This window comes from Maritimimonas sp. 2210JD6-3, assembly GCF_056591795.1.
This window is the reverse complement of sequence record NZ_JBWQOJ010000095.1, coordinates 1-688: the sequence shown is the minus strand read 5'-3', so window position 1 is coordinate 688 and position 688 is coordinate 1. Positions and strand designations below refer to the sequence as shown.

Sequence of the window (688 nt, the reverse complement as noted above, 5' to 3'; positions counted from 1 at the left end):
ACAAAATCGCGAACACTGCCGCTAAAGTTTTCTCCCTGGTGTTGTTTTGTGATGGTGATGTACATATCTTATGAATTTTTTAAAGTGCGTTTGTATTTTTCCAATTCTTGTAGTGTGAGTTCCAGTTTCAAATAGCTTTTCCCGAAACTACTTTTAGCCAACTTTACCTGGTCGAGTACATAACCAAAATCTGTTTTTAGCAGTTCCATTTTTTCTTTCAGTCTATCATATCTGATTTTGGGAACATTGGTTTCTTCAATTTTTATTTCCATTTGTTCCATATCGGCAAATTTCTTTTCGATGAATTCAAAATCCTCGTCAAAGTCAGCACTGTCTTCTTCTGATTCCAGCTTTTGTTCAAATAGGGCTTGCAGTAAGGCTGTCGTTGGCAGGGTCTGGCTTTGCTCTATACTCTTAATGATAGCGATGGCGTTGCTTATCCGTTTTTTGATCCGTATTTCAACAGCTCTTAGACTCCCATCTAGGGAATCCATGGGAGATAATTGATGAATCTCAAAAAAATCCAACATGGCTTCCATAGCTTCCGTATTGTTTAGTGAAATAGCCTTAGAGAAACTTCTGAACCGAATAGCCGTTTTCTTCTTAAAGTTGATTCCTGAAAACCCATATTGTGAAAACTTTTCCATTTTTTGCGGCAAATAATTACAGTTTTACTGGGTGTTTGAGC

The 688-nt window shown here is 37.2% G+C and carries 1 protein-coding gene; it reads right to left on the bottom strand.

The genetic code is table 11. From position 1 onward, the window contains the following. Positions 1–68: 68 nt before the first annotated feature. A complete protein-coding gene (locus tag AC1EUY_RS16110; protein ID WP_480196576.1) occupies positions 69–647 on the bottom strand; it encodes a BfmA/BtgA family mobilization protein in 579 nt (192 codons plus the stop codon). Positions 648–688: the final 41 nt, after the last annotated feature.

Coding starts and splice junctions, on each gene's coding strand:
- AC1EUY_RS16110 (WP_480196576.1), bottom strand. CDS start 647: ATGGAAAAGTTTTCACAATATGGGTTTTCAGGAATCAACTTTAAGAAG.